20 protein-coding genes are annotated in these 17,955 nt (G+C 68.7%); 14 read left to right on the forward strand and 6 right to left on the reverse strand.

Features of this window, described 5'->3' with window-relative positions:
- Nucleotides 1-72: 72 nt before the first annotated feature.
- Nucleotides 73-582: a hypothetical protein gene (locus tag AC07OY_RS12505; RefSeq protein ID WP_495042907.1), complete on the forward strand. Its 510-nt coding sequence runs from the start codon at nucleotides 73-75 to the stop codon at nucleotides 580-582.
- Here AC07OY_RS12505 and AC07OY_RS12510 read toward each other — a convergent pair.
- On the reverse strand, nucleotides 579-1,076 hold the full coding sequence (locus tag AC07OY_RS12510) for a hypothetical protein (protein ID WP_495042908.1): 498 nt from the start codon (nucleotides 1,074-1,076) through the stop codon (nucleotides 579-581). The genes AC07OY_RS12505 and AC07OY_RS12510 overlap by 4 nt on opposite strands.
- 106 nt (nucleotides 1,077-1,182) lie before the next feature.
- Between AC07OY_RS12510 and AC07OY_RS12515 the strand changes: the two genes are divergently transcribed.
- Nucleotides 1,183-1,422, forward strand: coding sequence for a DUF2061 domain-containing protein (locus AC07OY_RS12515; protein WP_495042909.1), 240 nt, complete (start codon nucleotides 1,183-1,185; stop codon nucleotides 1,420-1,422).
- Here the strand turns inward: AC07OY_RS12515 and AC07OY_RS12520 are convergent.
- Entirely contained in the window at nucleotides 1,409-2,377 is a 969-nt protein-coding gene (locus tag AC07OY_RS12520; RefSeq protein ID WP_495042910.1) for a Bug family tripartite tricarboxylate transporter substrate binding protein, read from the reverse strand. The genes AC07OY_RS12515 and AC07OY_RS12520 overlap by 14 nt on opposite strands.
- A 32-nt stretch (nucleotides 2,378-2,409) precedes the next feature.
- Nucleotides 2,410-2,667 carry a YkgJ family cysteine cluster protein gene (locus AC07OY_RS12525; protein WP_495042911.1) on the reverse strand — a complete coding sequence of 86 codons (258 nt, stop codon included), beginning with the start codon at nucleotides 2,665-2,667 and terminating at the stop codon, nucleotides 2,410-2,412.
- A gap of 231 nt (nucleotides 2,668-2,898) precedes the next feature.
- On the opposite strand from AC07OY_RS12525, the gene mnmG reads away from it, so the two are divergent.
- The 10 genes from mnmG (at nucleotide 2,899) to AC07OY_RS12575 (ending at nucleotide 11,515) form a co-directional block, all read left to right on the forward strand.
- Nucleotides 2,899-4,848, forward strand: a complete 1,950-nt coding sequence (mnmG, locus tag AC07OY_RS12530; protein ID WP_495042912.1) for a tRNA uridine-5-carboxymethylaminomethyl(34) synthesis enzyme MnmG — start codon at nucleotides 2,899-2,901, stop codon at nucleotides 4,846-4,848.
- Complete coding sequence (gene rsmG / locus AC07OY_RS12535; protein ID WP_495042913.1) at nucleotides 4,845-5,471, forward strand: 16S rRNA (guanine(527)-N(7))-methyltransferase RsmG; 627 nt, start codon at nucleotides 4,845-4,847, stop codon at nucleotides 5,469-5,471. Before mnmG ends, rsmG begins: the two co-directional genes overlap by 4 nt.
- Nucleotides 5,472-5,681: 210 nt before the next feature.
- Entirely contained in the window at nucleotides 5,682-6,455 is a 774-nt protein-coding gene (locus AC07OY_RS12540; protein ID WP_495042914.1) for a ParA family protein, read from the forward strand.
- 22 nt (nucleotides 6,456-6,477) lie between these two features.
- Nucleotides 6,478-6,936, forward strand: a complete 459-nt coding sequence (locus AC07OY_RS12545) for a hypothetical protein (RefSeq protein ID WP_495042915.1) — start codon at nucleotides 6,478-6,480, stop codon at nucleotides 6,934-6,936.
- Complete coding sequence (locus AC07OY_RS12550; RefSeq protein ID WP_495042916.1) at nucleotides 6,933-7,487, forward strand: GNAT family N-acetyltransferase; 555 nt, start codon at nucleotides 6,933-6,935, stop codon at nucleotides 7,485-7,487. Before AC07OY_RS12545 ends, AC07OY_RS12550 begins: the two co-directional genes overlap by 4 nt.
- Complete coding sequence (locus tag AC07OY_RS12555; RefSeq protein ID WP_495042917.1) at nucleotides 7,484-8,083, forward strand: hypothetical protein; 600 nt, start codon at nucleotides 7,484-7,486, stop codon at nucleotides 8,081-8,083. The genes AC07OY_RS12550 and AC07OY_RS12555 overlap by 4 nt, the downstream gene beginning before the upstream one ends.
- A complete protein-coding gene (locus AC07OY_RS12560) occupies nucleotides 8,080-8,847 on the forward strand; it encodes a GNAT family N-acetyltransferase (RefSeq protein ID WP_495042918.1) in 768 nt (255 codons plus the stop codon). Before AC07OY_RS12555 ends, AC07OY_RS12560 begins: the two co-directional genes overlap by 4 nt.
- Entirely contained in the window at nucleotides 8,844-9,338 is a 495-nt protein-coding gene (locus tag AC07OY_RS12565) for a GNAT family N-acetyltransferase (protein ID WP_495043526.1), read from the forward strand. Before AC07OY_RS12560 ends, AC07OY_RS12565 begins: the two co-directional genes overlap by 4 nt.
- Nucleotides 9,339-9,429: 91 nt before the next feature.
- Nucleotides 9,430-10,467: a DUF4892 domain-containing protein gene (locus tag AC07OY_RS12570; protein ID WP_495042919.1), complete on the forward strand. Its 1,038-nt coding sequence runs from the start codon at nucleotides 9,430-9,432 to the stop codon at nucleotides 10,465-10,467.
- Nucleotides 10,468-10,486: 19 nt separating this feature from the next.
- Nucleotides 10,487-11,515 (forward strand): OmpA family protein, encoded by a 1,029-nt coding sequence (locus tag AC07OY_RS12575; RefSeq protein ID WP_495042920.1) that lies wholly within the window; start codon nucleotides 10,487-10,489, stop codon nucleotides 11,513-11,515.
- Nucleotides 11,516-11,519: 4 nt separating this feature from the next.
- On the opposite strand, the gene AC07OY_RS12580 is transcribed toward AC07OY_RS12575, so the two are convergent.
- Nucleotides 11,520-11,957 carry an Lrp/AsnC family transcriptional regulator gene (locus AC07OY_RS12580; protein ID WP_495043527.1) on the reverse strand — a complete coding sequence of 146 codons (438 nt, stop codon included), beginning with the start codon at nucleotides 11,955-11,957 and terminating at the stop codon, nucleotides 11,520-11,522.
- 97 nt (nucleotides 11,958-12,054) lie between these two features.
- On the opposite strand from AC07OY_RS12580, the gene AC07OY_RS12585 reads away from it, so the two are divergent.
- Both AC07OY_RS12585 and AC07OY_RS12590 read left to right on the forward strand, forming a co-directional pair.
- On the forward strand, nucleotides 12,055-12,678 hold the full coding sequence (locus AC07OY_RS12585; RefSeq protein ID WP_495042921.1) for a LysE family translocator: 624 nt from the start codon (nucleotides 12,055-12,057) through the stop codon (nucleotides 12,676-12,678).
- A gap of 42 nt (nucleotides 12,679-12,720) precedes the next feature.
- Complete coding sequence (locus tag AC07OY_RS12590) at nucleotides 12,721-14,511, forward strand: hypothetical protein (RefSeq protein WP_495042922.1); 1,791 nt, start codon at nucleotides 12,721-12,723, stop codon at nucleotides 14,509-14,511.
- Here the strand turns inward: AC07OY_RS12590 and AC07OY_RS12595 are convergent.
- On the reverse strand, nucleotides 14,486-15,766 hold the full coding sequence (locus tag AC07OY_RS12595; protein ID WP_495042923.1) for an esterase/lipase family protein: 1,281 nt from the start codon (nucleotides 15,764-15,766) through the stop codon (nucleotides 14,486-14,488). The genes AC07OY_RS12590 and AC07OY_RS12595 overlap by 26 nt on opposite strands.
- On the reverse strand, nucleotides 15,763-17,931 hold the full coding sequence (locus tag AC07OY_RS12600; RefSeq protein ID WP_495042924.1) for a hypothetical protein: 2,169 nt from the start codon (nucleotides 17,929-17,931) through the stop codon (nucleotides 15,763-15,765). Before AC07OY_RS12600 ends, AC07OY_RS12595 begins: the two co-directional genes overlap by 4 nt.
- Nucleotides 17,932-17,955 lie beyond the last annotated feature (24 nt).

The following is a 17,955-nucleotide window of genomic DNA, read 5'->3' on the forward strand; positions in this document are numbered from 1 at the left end:
GGCCCCCGGCGAAAGCCGGCCAGCGGCGGCGTCCCTGGAACAGGGGTCGCGGCGCGATAAGCTGGCCGTCTGATGAAACACCTCTTCCGCATCGCCCCGCTCAGCGCCGCCCTGCTGGCCGGCTGCGCCAATTTCAGCGGCCTCCAGCCCGCCACGCCGCCGGACTACACCGGCCCGACCGTCAACGTGGCCGACCAGACCGTGCAGGTCAGCGGCCAGCAGCTGCATGTCTTCGAGATGACGCAGGTGGACGGCCGGCGCTTGGCGACGACCAGCATGGCCACGGTGCGTGCCAACCAGGGACGGGGCTTCTCCGTGGCGCCCGTGGCGCTGAGCAACGAGCTGCCGCTGCGCCCGGCGCGCGTGCACCTGCTGGCGACGACGCAATACGCCGCGCCCATCCTGGCGATGACGAACCCGACCTGCCGGGCCGAGGGCGACGTGGCCTTCACGCCCGAGGCGGGCAAGGCCTATCGGGTCGCCGGCCGCGTCGCGGCCGAGGCCTGCGAGGCGTGGATCGAGGACCTGGCGACGAAGCAGCCGGTGACGGCCAAGGTCAGCGGCAAGGGCACCAAGTCCTAGGCCTGCAGGCGGCGCGCCGCCGCGCTGAGCAGGGCGCGCGAATACCAGCGGTGAAAGGCCAGCAGGGCATGGAAGCCCCAGCCCATGCGCGGCTCACCGCCCGGCCCCTTGCGGCGCGGCACGACGGCGGAGCCGAACCACAGCGTCGTGCCGCCAGCGCCGGCCTCGGCCTTGAACCAGGAGCGCGTGGCGCCGCTGTCCTCGTGCATCAGCAGCTCGTCGCCTTCGCGGGCCTCGATGGTCCAGACCGCCAGGCGCTCGCCCTCGCCACGCGCGACGGCGCGGGCCATGGCGTCGCTGGACGGCTTGCCCAGCAGCGAGATCAGCGCGCGTTCGACCTTGAAGAGGCGGGTCGTGTAGAAGGCCTCGACGAACTCGGCCAGGGTCACGGCGCGCGGGAAGCTCAGCGTGTAGGCGTCGGCAAAGGCGCCGCGCTTTTCGGCGAGGCGGCCCAGCAGGCTGGCGGGCGGCGGTGGGGTGTCGGTCGGCGTCATGGTCGTCAAGCGTAAACGCCGATCGTGGCGATTGAATCAAGCGATTGGCCGGCGGCGATGAGAATCATTAGCATTTGACTATTCGATCTCATCAGGCGATAGCACCATGGCCAAGACCGTCAGCTTCGGCATCCTGCACCTCGGCACCTCCTTCACGGTCACCTATGCGCTGACCGGCAGCATCGCCGTGGCCGGCGCGGTGACCTTCATCGAGCCACTCGCGAACACGGTGCTGCACTATTTCTTCGACAAATACTGGGACCATCCGCGCGCCGTAGCTTGGCGGGCCGGGCGCTGGGCCGCTCCCGAGCCGGCCCGCGTTGGGGCGCCAGTCAATCCGGCCTGACCTTGGCGCGCTGAATGACGGGCTTCCAGCGCTGCTGCTCCTGGGCGATGAAGGCGGCGAACTGGGCAGGCGTGTTGCCGACGGCCTCGGCGGAGTCGGCACCCAGCCTCTCCTTGGCGCCCACCGAACGGATGGCCTTGCCCGCTTCGGCAGCCAGCTTGTCGACCGAGGCCGCCGCCATGCTGGACGGCGCCAGCAGCCCGTACCACTGCGTCATCTCGAAGCCCGGGAAGCCCTGTTCGGCCACGGTCGGCACATCGGGCAGCTGGGGCAGGCGCTCGCGCGAGCCGGTCGCCAGGCAGCGCAGCTTGCCGGCCTTGATGAACTGCAGCACGGCCGGCGCACCGACGGCGGCGGCCTCCAGGCGCCCGCCCAGCAGGTCGGTCAGCTGGGGGCCGGTGCCGCGGTAGGGCACATGCAGGATGAAGAGGTTGGCGGCCATCTTCAGATATTCCATCGCCAGATGGCCGGCGCTGCCGTTGCCGGCGGAGCCGTAGTTCAGCTGGCCCGGGCGCTTGCGGGCGTAGGCAACAAACTCCTGCAGCGTCTTGGCCGGCACGTCGGGATGGACGACATAGAGGCTGGGCACCTTGGCCAGCAAGGTGACGGGGCGGAAGTCCTTGACCGGGTCGTAGGGCAGCTTGTCGAAGATATACGGGTTCACGGCCAGGGTGCCGATATGGCCGAGCACCAGGGTGTGCTGGTCTTCGGCGCGTGCCACCTCGGCCATGGCGACATTGCCGGCGCCGCCGGGCTTGTTCTCGACATACATGGTCTGGCCGAGCGTCTTGGTCAGCTCGGCCGCGACCGTGCGGGCGACGATCTCGCTGCTGCCGCCCGGCGCAAAGGGCACGACCAGACGGATGGTGCGGCTGGGCCAGGCGGTCTCGGCCCAGCTCGGCAGGGCCAGGCCGGCGGAGGACAGCAGCAGCAGGCGGCGTTGCAGATCGGTCATGGCGCGGCGAAAAAGTCGGCGGTGGGCCGACTCTAGCCCGGCGCCGTTTCCTTCTCCATCCAGCCCAGCCAGCGCATGGCCTGCTCGCGGTTCTCGCCGCACATCTCCTCGTGCGGCGGCAGCGAGCCGCAGACCGCCGGGCGCTCCGGCTGGCCAAAGATGCGGCAGCGCAACTCGTCGTCCAGCTGCACGCAGCGCACGCCCGCCGGCTTGCCATTCGGGTGGCCGGGGATGGGCGAGCTGATCGACGGTGCGATGCAGCAGGCGGCGCAGCGGGGGCGGCATTCCATAAGAGCGGAATTGTCCCTTCCCCGCCCCGGCGGACGGGGTGACTTATCCACAGCCACTTCGTAAAATTCGCGGTTCGCCTGGCAAGTGGTGCCCCTCGTCCAAGGACTACCTTGGCCGGTCCCCCGAGGGGACGGCGATGCTTGCCGGATCGACCGGCAAGCACATCGCCAACGCGGGCCGGCTAGGGAGCGGCCCGGCGCTCGGCCCGAAATGCGGAACGGATAACTGAAATGCTCTACCCCAAGGAATTCGATGTCATCGTCGTCGGCGGCGGCCATGCCGGCACCGAGGCTGCCCTCGCTGCTGCCCGCATGGGCGCGCAGACGCTGCTGCTGACCCACAACATCGAGACCCTGGGCCAGATGAGCTGCAACCCCAGCATTGGCGGCATCGGCAAGGGCCACCTGGTCAAGGAGGTCGACGCCCTGGGCGGCGCGATGGCCCTGGCCACCGACGAAGGCGGCATCCAGTTCCGCATCCTGAACGGCAGCAAGGGCCCGGCCGTGCGCGCCACCCGCGCCCAGGCCGACCGCATCCTCTACAAGGCCGCCATCCGCCGCCGCCTGGAGAACCAGGTCAACCTGACGCTGTTCCAGCAGGCGGTCGACGACCTGATGGTGGAAGGCGACCGCGTCGTCGGCGCCATCACGCAGGCCGGCATCCGCTTCCGCGGCCGCGCCGTCGTGCTGACGGCCGGCACCTTCCTCGACGGCCGCATTCACGTCGGCCTGGAAAACTACAGCGCCGGCCGCGCCGGGGACCCGCCGGCGGTGTCGCTGTCGGCTCGCCTGAAGGAGCTGAAGCTGCCGCAGGGGCGCCTGAAGACCGGCACGCCGCCGCGTCTCGATGGCCGCACCATCGACTTCTCGAAGTGTGAGGCGCAACCGGGTGACCTCGATCCCGTGCCGGTGTTCAGCTTCATCGGCAACCGAGAGATGCACCCGCAGCAGCTGCCCTGCTGGATCACGCACACGAACCTGAAGACCCACGACATCATCCGCAGCGGCTTCGACCGCAGCCCGATGTTCACCGGCGTCATCGAGGGCGTGGGCCCGCGCTACTGCCCCAGCATCGAGGACAAGGTGAATCGCTTCGCCGACAAGGACTCGCACCAGATCTTCCTGGAGCCCGAGGGCCTGACGACGCACGAGTTCTATCCCAACGGCATCTCCACCTCCCTGCCCTTCGACATCCAGCTCGCCGCCGTGCGCAGCATCCCGGGCCTGGAGAACGCCGACATCCTGCGCCCCGGCTATGCCATCGAGTACGACTACTTCGACCCGCGCGGCCTGAAGGCGTCCTTCGAGACCAAGGTCATCGCTGGCCTGTTCTTCGCCGGCCAGATCAATGGCACGACGGGCTACGAGGAGGCCGCGGCCCAGGGCCTGTTCGCCGGCCTGAACGCGGCGCTGCAGGTGCGTGGCGACGGCCCCTGGACGCCCGCGCGCGACCAGGCCTATCTGGGCGTGCTGGTGGACGACCTCATCACCAAGGGCGTGACCGAGCCCTACCGCATGTTCACCAGCCGTGCCGAGTTCCGTCTGCAGCTGCGCGAGGACAACGCCGATGCCCGCCTCACCGAAACCGGCCGCCAACTCGGCCTGGTGGACGACGAGCGCTGGGCCGCCTTCAACCGCAAGCGCGACGCTGTTTCACGTGAAACCGAGAAGCTGAAGAGCACCTGGGTGCACCCCGGCATCCTGCCAGCGGCGGACGCCGAGCGGCTTGTTGGCAAGGCGCTGGAGCGGGAATACACACTGGTCGAGTTGCTGCGCCGACCGGGCGTCGTGTTCGACACCGTCGCCGAAGTCGCGGCTATTGCCCGCCCGGAGTCGGGTGTTTCACGTGAAACCTTGAACGCCGAACTGGGCCCTGAGTTGGCCGCTCTGGTCACCGAGCAGGTCGAGATCAGCACCAAGTACGCCGGCTACATCAACAAGCAGGTCGACGATGTCGCCCGCGCGGCCAACTTCGAGCACCTGAAGCTACCGGAAGAACTGGACTACGGCCTCGTCCACGCCCTCTCCTTCGAGGCGCGGCAGAAGCTGAACACACATCGCCCCGAGACGCTGGGCCAGGCCTCGCGCATCTCCGGCATCACGCCGGCCGCCATCTCGCTGCTGCTGGTGCACCTGAAGAAGGGCAAGTTCAAGGGCTTCACGGAAGCTGAGGCGGCATGAGGGAGCAGCTCCAAACGGCAGCCACCGAACTCGGCCTCGAACTCAGCGACACCCAGCTCGACCAGCTGCTGGCCTACCTGGCCCTGCTGCAGAAGTGGAACAAGGTCTACAACCTGACCGCCGTCCGTGATCCCGAGCAGATGCTGACCCACCACCTGGTGGACAGCCTGTCGGTTATCGCACCGCTGCTGAAGCACGGTGCGCCGGCCAGGCTGATGGACGTGGGTGCCGGCGGCGGACTGCCGGGCGTCGTCATCGCCATCTGCTGCTCCGGTACCGACGTGAGCTGCGTGGACGCCGTCGCCAAGAAGGCCACCTTCATCCAGCAGGTCGCGGCGGAGTTGAAGCTGCCGAATCTGCATGGCGTGCACAGCCGGGTCGAGCAGCTGAAGACTGAACCCTTCGGCGTCATCACCTCCCGCGCCTTCGCCTCGCTGGTCGACTTCACCAGCTTGACCCGCCAGCACCTGACGGAAGGTGCGGTCTGGATGGCCATGAAGGGCCAGCACCCAGCCGACGAGATCGCCGCCCTGCCCGCCGACGTGGACGTGTTTCACGTGGAACAACTGGCCGTCCCGGGCCTGGACGCCCAGCGCTGCATCATCTGGATGAAGCCCCGCTGAAGTGAAGCCCCTCGTCCAAGGAGTACCTTGACCGGTCTCCCGAGGGGGGCGGCGATGCTCGCGGCGTCGAGCCACGAGCACATCGCCAACGCGGGCCGGCTACGGAGCGGCCCGGCGCTCGACCCGCAAACACTGCAGCGCAAGGGTCAGGCACTAGCCTCACCGTCACCCTGCGCCGGTACGATGCCGGCAGTCCTAGAACTGGAACCCATGGCCAAGATTTTCTGCATCGCCAACCAGAAAGGCGGCGTCGGCAAGACCACCACCACCGTCAACCTCGCCGCCGGCCTCGCGCAGATCGGCCAGCGGGTGCTGGTCGTCGACCTGGATCCCCAGGGCAACGCGACCATGGGCTCGGGCATCGACAAGCGCAAGCTGGAGCTGACCGTCTACGACGTGCTGCTGGAGTCCGCCTCCCTGGCCGAGGCCAAGACCCGCGCTGAAAAGGCGGGCTATGACGTGCTGGGTGCCAACCGCGAACTGGCTGGTGCCGAGGTGGATCTGGTGGCGCTGGAGCGCCGCGAGGCCCGGCTGAAGGCTGCCCTGCACGATGCCGGCAAGGACTACGACTTCATCCTCATCGACTGCCCGCCGTCGCTGTCCATGCTGACCTTGAACGGCCTGTGCAGCGCCCATGGCGTCATCGTGCCGATGCAGTGCGAGTACTTCGCACTGGAAGGGCTGACTGACCTGGTCAACACCATCAAGCAGATCCACGCCAACCTGAACAACGACCTGCAGATCATCGGCCTGCTGCGCGTCATGTTCGACCCGCGCATCACGCTTCAGCAGCAGGTCAGCGACCAGCTCAAGGCCCACTTCGGCAACAAGGTCTTCGACACCGTCATCCCGCGCAATGTGCGGCTGGCGGAGGCGCCGAGCTATGGGCTGCCGGGCGTGGTGTTCGACCCCAGCTCCAAGGGGGCCCAGGCCTTTGTGGACTTCGCCAAGGAGATGGTGAGGCGCATCGAGACGATGCGGTGAGCGCATCACTTTGAAGTGGTTCGTGCCCGCGCTGTTGGTCTCGGTCGCTCCTGCGGTTTTGAGTGCGAACCTGTGCAGCGTCCAGCGCGTGGAAGTCCAGGAGCCCCAGGATCCGCATGGCATCTGGGAGCTGGTCATCACCAGCGAGATGCCGCCGCCAACGATCGTGCGCAAGGATGGTTCGACGGACCATGCCGCGGATCAGGAACACCAGTACAACCTGGCGTTGAGGCGTTCCCTGAACGACGTTGCCAAATCGAGAGAACAGCAGAGAGGACTCGCTGTTCCAACTTGGCCTCCTCGCCTCACGCTCAGAGAGGGCGACGTCGCCCATCAATTCCTACACGCCCATTCGAGCTGCAAACTTGCTGCCAAGGTGGTGGACAGCCTACTGATGCTGGAGGTAACGGCATCTGGCTGCGACTTCGGCAAATGTTCATCCTCGACCCAACTCATCGTGCCCGCGCCATCGACGCCATGACCCCCGGATCCCGCACAGAGATCAAGCTGCGTGACATGCAGCCGGCTGACGCCGACGCCGTCGCCCTTCTCCACGCCACCAGCTGGCGCAGCGCCTACCGCGGCATCGTGCCGGACAGCTTCCTCGACCACGAGGTCTTTGCCGAGCGCCAGGCCGTCTGGCGCGAGCGCCTGCAGGTGTCGCCGGCTGCCGCGGCCTTCGGCATCGTGGCTGAAGACGACACCGGCCGGATGATCGGCTTCGCCTATGTGCTGCCCGGCCATGAGCCGGAGTGCGGCACCCTGGTCGACAACCTGCACGTCCACCCCGATCTCAAGGGTGGCGGCATCGGCCGTCAGCTGCTGCAGGCCGTCGTCCGCGAACTGGGGCCGGCCCACACCCAACCCCTGCACCTCTGGGTGCTGGACCAGAACGAGCCCGCCAAGCGCTTCTACGCCCGCCTGGGCGCGGAGTTCATCGACCCCGGCACGACACCGCCCTTCGGTGGCGTCTGCCTGCCCGAGTGGCGATGCCTGTGGCGTCAGCCCGCCATGCTGCTGCAGAACCCATGAACAACCTGCTCCAGCGGCTCGTCGCCACGACGTTGGCCCTTGCCGCCGGCATGGCTCAAGCCGCCGATGCCGACCTCATCGCCTTTGTGGGCCAGAAGCTCAAGGTCGAACAGTTCAAGCCCCCGGTTTGCAAAAACTGCGTGATGCTGGATTCAGCCTTCCACGCTGAATACCGTGTGCTGAGGGTCGTTCATGGGCGCCATGAGGCCGGCACGATTCGCTTCGACGCCTTCGATCACTATGGCTGGCCGGCATTTGCGAATCACGAGCATGCATTGCTCTTTGTCATCCGCGCGAAGGATGGGCAGCTCTACCACCAAAAATATCAGTACGTGCCAGTCTACGAGACTGCGGATGGCGGCTGGGCAGGCTGCGGCTCGGCGCAGCAGGACTCACTGCCGCCCGGATCCGCCACCCCTGCGTCAGTCTTGTTCAAGCAACCGGTCGTCGTGCCGGTGAGGCAGCTCAACGCCATGGAGCTCGAGAGCTGGCGGCGATCGCCGGATTGGGAACTCAGCGGCCAGCAGTTCGTCTGCCGCATGGGCGTCGCCGTCGAGGACCTGGCCGCGGTCAAGAAACTGCGAGCGGGCGAATGAATCCAGCCATCGATGCCTCGTCGTCGCCCCTTGCCCTGCGCGCCGAACTCGCCGGCCTCGACGCCTCCGCGCCACCCCAGCAGGCCGACATCGACGGCTGGTTGATCCGCCTGTCGCCGGGCAAGGCCAAGCGCTCGCGCTGCATCAATGCGCTGCGCGCTGGCAGCCTCCCGCTGGATGATCTGCTGGCCCGCTGCCAGCAGGCCTATGACGCCGCCGGCCTGCCGCTGGCCGTGCGCGTGACGCCGTGGAGCCAGCCGGCCGACCTCGACGAACGGCTGGCCGCCAAGGGTTGGGCCAGCTTCGATGCGGCCGACGTCATGGTGCTGAACCGCCTGCTGCCCATCCCGCCGCTGGTGGCGCTGCAGACGCTGGACGCCCCCACCTATGCCGCCACCGTCGGCGCCCTGCGCGGCTCATCCGATACGGCCATCGCCGCCCATGCCGAGCGCATTGCTAACGCCCCGGTCACCTACCAGGGCTTTGCGCTGCACGATGCCTCGGGCGCCCTGCTGGCCTGTGGCCAGATGGTGGTCGACGGCGACATCGTCGGCCTCTATGACATCTTCTCGGCCGTGCCGCGCCAGGGCCATGCCGAGCGCCTGTGCCGGGCCCTGCTGGCCCTGGCCCACGACCAGGGCGCGCGCCAGGCCTATCTGCAGGTGGGCAGCGACAACGAGGTCGCCAAGCGGCTCTACGCGCGCATGGGCTTTGTCTTCGCCTACCGCTATCACTACCGCAGCCCGGAGCAGGAGCTGGTCTGAAGCTCCGCCGCCTCCACGCCGCGGACCTCGCCGCCTTCCAGGCCTACCGAGGCGACCCCGAGGTCGGCCGTTGGCAGGGTTGGACGCCTCAACCCGATGCCGAGGCACTGGCCTTTCTGAACGAGATGGCCGCCGTGCCGCTCTTCATGCCGGGCCAGTGGACGCAGCTCGGCATTGCGGATGAGGCGAGCGACGCGCTGCTCGGCGACGTCGGCGTCTTCATCAGCGCCGACGGCCGCGAGGCCGAGCTGGGCTTCAGCCTGGCCCGCGCGGCGCAGGGCCGCGGCATCGCCAGCGCAGCGGTGAAAACCACCATCGCCATGGTGCTGGAGCAGACAGCCATCGAGCGCATCCATGCGCAGACCGACGCACGCAACACCGCCTGCATCCGCCTGCTCGAGCGTTTGGGCGCGTCCCGGGTCCAGCGAATCGACACGGAGTTCCGCGGCGGGCCCTGCGTTGAATTTCGTTACGAACTGGCCCACCGCTGAGGGCGGCACGTCCCACGTTTGCAGGTCACCGGGGCGAGGGCCTCGCGCGTTGGCTGCGTCAACATCGCGCCACCCCCAACCGACGCCGCCCATGACGACGCTCCACCGAGCCGCCCTCGCCCTCCTCGCCTCCATCACCCTGGCCACCACGGCCCTGGCCGATGCCCCCAAGGCCGACGTCTCCGGCAGTGCCGACCACCCGGTGCTGAAGCGCTTCACCGGCAGTGTCCTCGCCGGCTATGCCCAGCAGGACTGGGAGCAGCGCAGCTTCCCCGATGCGAGCGGCGTGTCCAAGACCGAGAACGACAAGTTCGCCAAGCCGGTGAACTTCGAGGGCAAGGCCACGCGGCTGTTCTATCTGGGCCCGCTGGGCAAGAGCCCGCTGGAGGTCTTCCGCAACTACCAGCAGGCGCTGAACGCGGCCGGCTTCAAGCTGACCTGGCAGTGCGAGAACGAGGCCCAGGGCTGCACCAAGGCCTATTTCGCACTGGACGGCTATGAGCGCGCCAAGGGCATGCGCTGGGCCGAGGGCGATGTGCCCGGTGCCGGCGCCGAGTACCGCGGCAGCAGCTGGCCGTTGGCGATGTCCATCAGCTACGACCAGGCCCGCATGGCGGTAGGCACGCTGACGAGTGGCGGCCGCACGCTGAACCTGCTGCTGTTCACCTCCATGGCCGCCAACGAGCACACCAACCGCTCGGCCACCTATATCGAGATCGTCGAGCCCAAGGCCATGCCAACGGGCCAGGTCACGGTGGACGCCAAGGCGATTGGCGCCGGTCTGCAAGCCGAGGGCCGCATCGCCCTCTACGGCCTGTTCTTCGACACCGGCAAGACCGACATCAAGCCCGACAGCAATGCCCAGCTCGACCAGATGGCCGCCGTGCTGAAGGCCCAGCCGAGCGTGAAGGTCCTCATCGTCGGCCACACCGACAACGTCGGCAGCATCGACGCCAACCTCGCCCTCAGCGAGGGCCGCGCCAAGGCCGTGGTGGCGGCGCTGGCCCAGCGCGGCGTTGCGGCCAACCGTCTGCAGGCACGCGGCGTCGCCAACTTCGCGCCGGTGGCCTCCAACGCCAGCGACGACGGCCGCGCCAAGAACCGCCGTGTCGAGATGGTGCTGCAATAACTTCACAAGCCTACTGACCATGAAGACTTCCACTCGCTTCGCCGCCGCCCTGCTGGCCCTGGCCGTCCAGGGCGCCGCCCTCGCCGCCGACGCCCCCTACACCGACGTGCCCGGTGCGGCAGACCATGCCCTCATCAAGCGCTTCTCCGGCTCCTGGCTGGCCGGCCAGCGCGTCTCCAACTGGGACGCCGCGGCCCTGCCCGCCAGCCCCGAGCTGTCCAAGGCGGACAAGCGCAAATTCAAGGACACGCCGCTCAACCTCGAAGGCAAGGTCACGCAGACGATCTACATCGCGCCGCGCGGCAAGGCCAATCTGGAGGTGTGGCGCAACTACGAGCAGGCGCTGAACGCGGCCGGCTTCAAGAAGCGCTTCGCCTGCGAGCGCGACTGCTTCGACCTCTACTTCGCCTGGCTCCAGCTGAGCGATCCGATGAAGGGCATGGTCTGGGCCAAGGGCTATGTCGAGACGCCCAACAGCGGCCGCTACAGCCTGACCTCGGCCCTGTCCGGCGACGAAGGCCGCATGCTGGTCGGCACCCTGGGCAAGCCCGGCCAGGAAGCCACCGTGCTGATCTACAACTCCCTGGCCGCCAATGCGACCACCGGCCTGGTCGCCACCTATGTGCAGGTCGTCGAGCCCAAGGCCATGGAGACCGGCCAGGTCACGGTCGATCCCAATGCGCTGCAGGCCGGCTTGGCCGCCGAAGGCAAGGTCACGCTGACCGGCCTCTTCTTCGACACCGGCAAGACCGAGCTCAAGCCGGAGTCCAAGGCCCAGCTCGAGGCCATGGCCGAGCTGATGAAGAACCAGCCCGGGCTGAAGGCCTACATCGTCGGCCACACCGACAACGTCGGCACGCTGGAGGCCAACCAGGCCCTGAGCATGGAGCGCGCCCGCGCCGTCGTGCTGGCCCTGACCGCGGCGCCCTACAAGGTCGACGCCAAGCGCCTCAGCGCCAAAGGCCTGGCCAGCCTGGCGCCCGTGGCCAGCAACACCGACGACGCCGGGCGCTCGAAGAACCGGCGCGTCGAGCTGGTCGCGCAGTGATGCGCTAGAACCTCTGCACGCCGCGCCGCGGGATCTGCGAGGACATCACGATCGATGTCCTGGTCTCGCCGTACTGGTTGATGCCGGCGAGAAACTGCTCCAGCTCCTGCATGTCTCTTGCAACCACGGTGAACAGGCAGGAATCCGCCCCCGTCACATGCAGGCATTCCAGCACCTGGGGCTTGGCACGCAGCATGTCGATGAACTTGTGCTTGTAGGGATGCTGGGTGGTGATGGCCACCACGGCCTTGATGATGTAGCCGAGGGCTTCCGGTGCGATGTCAGCGTGATAGCCGCGGATGACGCCGGCTGCCTCCATCTTCTTGATGCGCTCGGCGGTGGCCGGCAGCGACAGGCCGGCCACCTCGGCCAGCGTCTTCAGGGAGGCGCGGGCGTCTTCCTGCAGCGCAGACAGGATGCGCCAAGCCTTGTCATCCACCATGCTCATGGCTGATTCACCTCAAACTTTCAGGCAACCCAGCCAGTCTGCCTGAAATAAAGCATTCATGGCCGCAGCCAGCCTGAATAGACTTTTGGGCATGGACACCTCGCCCCTGCCCCTGCTGCTGAAGTCGGCCCTGATCGGCCTGTCGATCGCCGCGCCTGTCGGCCCCATCGGCCTGCTGTGCATCCAGCGCACCCTGGACCACGGCCCCCGCGTCGGCATTGCGACCGGCATGGGCGCGGCGGTGGCGGATGCCCTCTACGGCGCCATCGGCGCCTTCGGCGTGACGGCGGTCATCACGCTGCTGACCGACGCCCGCGTCGGCCTCGCCGTGGGCGGCGCTCTCTTCCTGCTGTGGCTGGCCTGGAAGTCCTGGCAGGACGGCGAGGCCCGCCAGGCGGCCGCCGTGCAGGGCGGCATCAAGGGCTGGCATGCCTTTGGCGGCACCTTCCTGCTGACGATGTCCAACCCCGCCACCATCCTGTCCTTCATCGCGGTGTTCTCGTCGCTGGCCGGCGGCATGACGACGTCCTCGCCGGGCTGGATGATCGCCGGCGTTTTTGTCGGCTCGGCGGCCTGGTGGCTGGTGCTGGTCGGCCTGGTGGGCCGGCTGCGCGAGCGGCTGCGGGCCAGACACCTGCGCTGGATCCGTCGCGGGTCCGCCGTCCTGCTGGCGGGGTTTGCGGCCTGGCAGCTGGGGTCGCTCATCGGCGCCTGAGGGCGCTGACCGCAGAATGGCCGGGCCTCACACACCCGAGCCATGAGCTACGTCATCCATCTGTTCGAGCATCCCGGCACGGCCACGCTGGCGCAAGCTGTCCAGCTGCACGAGCAGCTGAGCGCAACACCCTCAGGCCGCAACGAGCGCATGCTGCGCTGGGCCCAAGCCATGCAGGCCCGCTTTCCGACCGGTTGGCTGGAGGGGCCGCCCGATGGCGACACCGGCGGCTCGTCCGTGCTCAGCGTGGGCCTGACCCTGCAGGCGCTGGACCAGCTGCTGCCCGCGGCCGTCAGCGTGGCCCTGCCGCTGGGCCTGTGCGTGCTGGACCCGCAGGCTGGCCGCTGCTATGCGCCCGGCGGCTGGGCGCTGACGCAGCATGGGCGCATCGCATTGAAGCCCGCGGCACCGGCAACCGCTCCAGCCGCCGAGCCGCAGGAGCACAGCCGGCGCGGCGTCATTCGCGTGCTGCTGCAGCGCATCGCGCCGGTCCTGGCCGTGCACGGCTTCCAGGCCAGCGCTGGCCCCGATGGCCTGCGCTTCGCGCGCGTCGTGCCGCTGGGCATCCAGGCGTTGCGCCTGCAGGTGACAGACGATCTGCGCGTACTGCCGTCGGCCCACGTCGAGCCCATGCTGCCGCACGCCCTGTACCGCGCCGTGCGGCCGGGCCGCGACCTGCCCTGCCACACGCATCGGCTGGGCGGGCTGGCGCGCTTCGGCGCCAAGGCCGAGACGCGGCCCGGCGCCAACCCCTGGTATGACCTGCGCTGCGAGGCCAGCGACATCGATGCGCTGGGCGACGCCCTCGCCCACTGGATGGTCGCCAACTTCGTGCCGCTGTTCGACGCCTGCCGCGACCTGCGCGACCTGCTGCGCCTGGACGATCTGCGCCAGCAGAACGCGCTGCCGGCCTATGTGGCCGCCAACCGAACCACGCTGGCGCTGCGGCATTGGGTTCAGGGTCAGGACCTGGAAGCGCATGCCCGCAAGGTGGCGGCGGAGTGCAACGTCCATGTCAGCATCCCGATGAAGTCCGTCCTCGCCCTGCAGGGATTGCCGACCTGGGCGGGGGCCTGGCGACCGCTGCCCGCGCCCTGCCGGGTGTATGGCCTGCACGAGGCCGTGAGCCCTTCAGCGCTGGGCCAGGCCGTGCTGCCGCGGCTGCGCCGTGCTGCCGAGGATCACGGCTTCAGGCTGTTGATGGAAGGCCCGCTGGTGCTGGAGTTGCGCCGCGAATCGGCCGAGGTCGTGCAGACCCTCAACGCCGAGGTGGAGCCCGGGTTCACAGGTGCGCGGCTGTCGATCTCGGTGGGCTGGGAGGCCCCCGCCCTCACGGCCCACTGGCGCTCGATCTGGCCTGGCGCCGCGCAGGCGGGTGGGCTCGGCAGCTGGCAGGCCGGCGGCCCGCCAAGCCATGCCTGGATGCGCGAACCGCTGGAAGCCGCCGGCATCGACCCCTATGACCTCGGTGTCGCCGTCGAATGGCCGGACGAGTTGGCCGACCACGTGCAAGCTGCCGAGCAGGCGCTGCGCGACTGGCTGGCGCGGCTGCTCGACCCGGCCATGAGCTGGCAGGGCTTGGCCCTGCAGCTGCCCACGGCGGCCGACTTCGCTGCCTGGTTCCTGACGCCTTGGACAGTGAGCCCTGTCGCGCAGCTCGGGCCGAGCGGCTGGGCCGCGCTGCTGATGCTCACCAGCCTTTACCGCACGGATGCGCCGGCCTATGCGCAGGTTCTTCGTGCCTCGGGCAAGTACGTGGCTGAGGTCGAGCCGCTGCTGCAGCTCGTGGAGGCCGGCGCAACGCGCCCTACAACTGATCACCCAGGAAGGTGATGACCCGCTCGTCGCGGAAGTAGTTGGTGTGGTGCGTCGTCGGGCTCACACCCAGGGCCTCGAAAGTGATGTTGCCGCCCTCACCGAGCCGGAACATCGAGTCCACGTCCACCACCAGGTCGTTGGGACCGGGGAAGACCATGTCGGCGGCGCCGTACTTGATCTGGTCGCCGATGTGGCTGAAGCGCCGCCAGAACTTCCAGATCGGCTGCGCACTCTCGTCGGGCTGGAAGGAAGCGCCGATGCCGAACATCTTGGGCGTGCAGAGCCAGGGGTCGGCGAACAGCTGGCGCACATCGCCGTTGTTACTGACGAGCTGCTGCGTCGCCAGCCCCGGCACCAGGCCCACGGCCGCGTCGACGATGGGCGTGGTGCTGCCCAGATGCAGCACCTTGCCGAAGATCTTGGCCAGCAGCGACACACCCTCGGCAAAAGGCACGATGCCCGTCGCCTGCCTGCTGACGGCCGACACGGCGTCGGCATAGCTGGCGATCATGTCGAGGGCGGCGCGCAGCTTGTCCGGCGCCGCCAGGCTGGTGCCCACCAGCGGCGAGGCCACGAAGACCACGCGCTCCACCGGCACGGCGCGCAACCGCATCAGCCAGCCCACCACCAGGCCGCCGCGGCTGTGGCAGACCACGTCGATGGGCGCGCTGACGTTCAACAGGGCGCGATGCAGATCGAGGGCGTTGGACCAGGCCGCCACTGACAGCGTGGCGTGGCCGAAAGCCAGGATGGCGCTGTACTTCTGCTGCCAGCCAGCCAGCAGCTTTCGGCCAGCCTCGGTGGCCTGCAATTCGTCGAACCACATCTGCGATTTGCTGAAGGTGCCATGCACCAGCAGCAGCACGCGGCCCTTGTCGATCCGGGGCTGGGCATCGGCCACCAGATGGCCGTCCTGCCAACGCTGCATGCCCTGGTCGGGCGTCAGCCAGTTGTCGGCCTCGATCAGCTTGGCGGTGACCGCATTGCTGCCGAAGTCGTTGAAGCGAAAGCTCTGCACCACGTCCTCGGGCGGCACGCGCATCGACCGGTAGGAGCGCCGCCCCGTGCCGCCCGGCGTGGTCGGCGGCGAATAGACCCAGCGCAGCAGGCCGTCCTCGTCCCGCACCAGCTCCACCTTGGCGCGGCCGTCGGCGTCGCGCGTGGCGGCACGCCGGCGGCGCTGCCCGATGGGCAGGGTGCTGAGCTGGGTCGGCGCTTCCTCGAGCGCCAGCCTGTCGCTCACATCCGTCCAGAGATCGCCGCTGCTCATGACCGTTCCTCCACGATGGGCAAGGGCGTGATGCCGTTCATGCGCGCCGTCACGACGTCCAGCACCGAATGGAAATCCTCCGCTTCGGCCAGCGCATCGATGCCCGCCTCCACTGCCTCGACGAAACCGCAGTGCTCGGTCAGCCGCACCGTCTCGATCGGCACCAGGCGCCGCGCGCGGATCAGCTGCCTCACCTCGCGGTAGGGCGCGTTGCCTATCGCCTGCCAGGCATAGCGCTGCAGGCTGGCGGAGGAGTTGCGATCCGCCGCCCCGGCCATCGCGCCGTGGGCGCCGTCGCCGCTGACGGCCAGATAGTCCGCCTGGAAGCTGTTGTGCCGCCAATAGCCCGGCAGCGCATGGCCGTTGAGCAGGAAGATGACCGGGTAGACGTCGATCAGCTCCAGGCAGGCGGCGAACAGCAGGGCCAGGTCGATGCAGGTACCAGCCCGCCCACCCTGGATGGCGCTGGGCGTGCGCAGGCGCTGCGAATCGAGCTTGCTGCTGTAGGAAGGCGGCGGGTTGATGTAGCCCAGCTGCCATTCATGCAGCAGGGCGGCCCAGATCGCCTGCACCTGCAGGTCGACCTCGCGCAGCTGTTCTTCCTCGGTGCTGGGCGCGGCCTGGTAGCCCTCGAAACCGGCGGCCGGGTTGTCGCGCAGGACCCGCACATAGCGCTGCGCCAGCTCCACCGCGCGGACGACGGCCGGGTCGCGCGGCAGCACGAAGGAGGGCAGCCACTGGCCGTCCTTGTCGTTGTCGCGCCATTGGTCCACCGGCAGCAGGCGCAGGCGATGGCTGTCGCGCGTCAGCACCTTGTCGTTGTGGCTCAACTGGACCATCAGGGTGCTGTTGACGGCCTCCTGCAGCGAACGCATCAGCGCCGCGGTCAGCGGCACATGCACCTCGCTGCTGAGGTCGAAACGGGTCTCGCCGGCCGCGAAGCGCTTGCGCCAGCGGGCCTGTTCGGGGCCGAGCTGCAGCTCGACATCGACGCTCAGCCAGTCGTCGGGCTGGGCGCTGCCCCGCTCCACGACGATCTGGCGGAACAGCCGCCCGTTGTTGTGCAGCACCGCGTAGTTGAGCTCTTCCTCGGGCACGGCCTGTAGCCGCGGCGGCGTACCGGCATCGCGCAACTCGGCAGCGGCGGGGTCACCCTGGTTGAAGGCCGCCTCGTTCAGCGGCGCGCCCATCCACAAGGTGACGCCGGTGGCTCGCGTGGCCCGGGGCTCCTTGCGCGCGCGCATCCAGGCACTCTCGAAGGCCAGCGGCAGATTCCACACGGCCTGGTCGAGCTGGCTGTAGACCAGCTCGAAGAAGAAGTCCACCAGCTGGTCCTCGATCGCGTCCTGGAAGCCGACGGCCGCCAGTGCCGCGCGCTCCGCCACGATCAGCGCCGCCGTGCGAGCCGCCGAGTTCTCGAGGCTCACCGAGACGAAGTAGGCACAGTGATCTCCGCCCGCCCGGAGCGCTTCGGCCAGCCGCTGCGCACCGATCACCGCCGTGCCGGCGGTCTCACCGGCCAGCAGCATGCCGTCGGGCACGCTGGACTCCTTGGCCAGCACTTCGTCCAGGCGCATCGGGCCGAACTCGGCCTCCACCGCCTCGCCTTCGGGCACGAGGTCGCGCAGGGCCTTCAGGCCGGCCAGATTGTCGAAGCCGCTCAGGTGGACGAGGTCGGGCTTGAGCTGCTTCACCACATCGTGCAGCTGCTGCCAGCTCGGGTCCTTCAGCTCGATCAGGCGGATGCCGCCCAGGGCGCGCTTGAGCCGCTTGGTTTCGGCACTGAAGTCCCAGCTCTGCCGCAGGCCGCCGGGCGCGCTCTGCACATAGAGCAGACTGGGTTCGCGGGACTTTTGCCAGGTGGCCGGCGCCGGGGTCACCACCTCGCGCATCACGGTGACGCGGTGGTTGTCCACATTGCGATAGCGCCGCGTGGCCTTGGCCAGCAGGTACTCCCAGGGAAAGATGCGGGCCTGCCAACCCTCGTGCTCGGACGCGTAAGGCATGCGCACGACGACGCGCGGCGCGCCGGCCAAAGCCTCCAGGTCGGCGTCCTTCAGGCCGAAGCCCTTCAGCGTGCGGTAGGCCTGCTCTTCACGGCTGTTGCTGGCCTCGCTCGAACTGAGCCAGCGTTCGCGTGCCCTGAGCACATAGGTCCAGCGCATGGCTTCGCTGTCGAGCCGGCACGG

This window comes from Roseateles sp. GW821-FHT09H10 (assembly GCF_059415865.1).